Annotated in this window: 2 protein-coding genes; both read right to left on the reverse strand. The window is 31.4% G+C overall.

From position 1 onward, the window contains the following. The coding region (locus tag AB1349_14565; protein ID MEW6558549.1) for a hypothetical protein at positions 1-188 on the reverse strand (188 nt) is incomplete at its 3' end. Positions 189-363: 175 nt separating this feature from the next. Continuing rightward, a complete protein-coding gene (locus AB1349_14570; GenBank protein MEW6558550.1) occupies positions 364-1,089 on the reverse strand; it encodes a methyltransferase domain-containing protein in 726 nt (241 codons plus the stop codon). Positions 1,090-1,133 lie beyond the last annotated feature (44 nt).

A 1,133-nucleotide genomic window follows, 5' to 3' on the forward strand; every position in this document is an offset into this window, starting at 1 on the left:
TTTTTTAGAAGACTTAGTGTGGTTATACCAAAGCCTCCAGACCGACGACTCCCACTCATAAGGATTACTCTTTCTCTAACCTCAAATTTATATTCCTTCATTGCTTCTTTGGGGATTACGATTCTCCCTATTTTACCTACTTTTGACCATCCAAATACATACTTTCCACCTTTAGCAATTCGTGGCATATAGTTTTTCCTCCTTGATTTCTTTAACATCCATGTACATAAGAATTTCCCTTTTGGCGGGCTTGGGCGTTTCACTTAACGAATAGGTGCTGGCGACACTGCGAAGCAGTGTCCCGACAGGGCAGATGGCGAATGCCATCTGCGACAGCACCCAGTTAGCCGATGTTCGCCATTATTATTTTTTTATACCCCATATAAGTAAATATCGTGAAATACCTTCTATAAAACTTTTTCTTTTTAAATCTGATTTCATTTTTTCTATTCCTTTATTGAATGCTTCATTAGATATTAAATGCAAACAAGAAAAAGATTTGTCAACATATGGTTGAATATTATCAATTTTATAAGAAAATTCAACTTGAAATTCAGAAATTTTCTTAAATCCTACGGATTTCATAATATTTTTAATATATTTTATAGATGGATATCTATTTAACTCAGCTTCTATTATTTCTGGAAAATATTCAGACAATGGTTTTCGGTTTTTGATTATCCATTCTGAATCAGTAACCGTACATATTTTTCCATTAATTTTCAAGGTCCTAAAAGCTTCATTAAAATATTTTTCTTTATCTGTAATATGATGAATTACATCAACAGAAAAAATTGTATCAAAAAAGTTATCCATAAAATCAATTTTTTCAGCAAAACCTTTTTTTAATTTTACATTATCAGAATTTTTTTGTGCTATATTTAGCATCTTTTGAGAAGGATCTATTCCCCAACATGTGCATTTTATTAAATCTGCTATAGAAGATATATAATTACCTGTTCCACAGCCTACCTCAAGTATCTTTGAATGGGAATCGTTTTTCCCCTTTTCAATAAGATTTTTCAATACTCCAGGATGTAATTTTCTATGATGTGAATACTTTTCTGCTATTTTGTTGTAATTAATCATTTTTTTGGCGAATATCGGCTAACGTTCCACGGATAAAAGAAGTT

The organism is Elusimicrobiota bacterium (genome assembly GCA_040757695.1).
GTDB lineage: Bacteria > Elusimicrobiota > UBA8919 > UBA8919 > UBA8919 > JBFLWK01.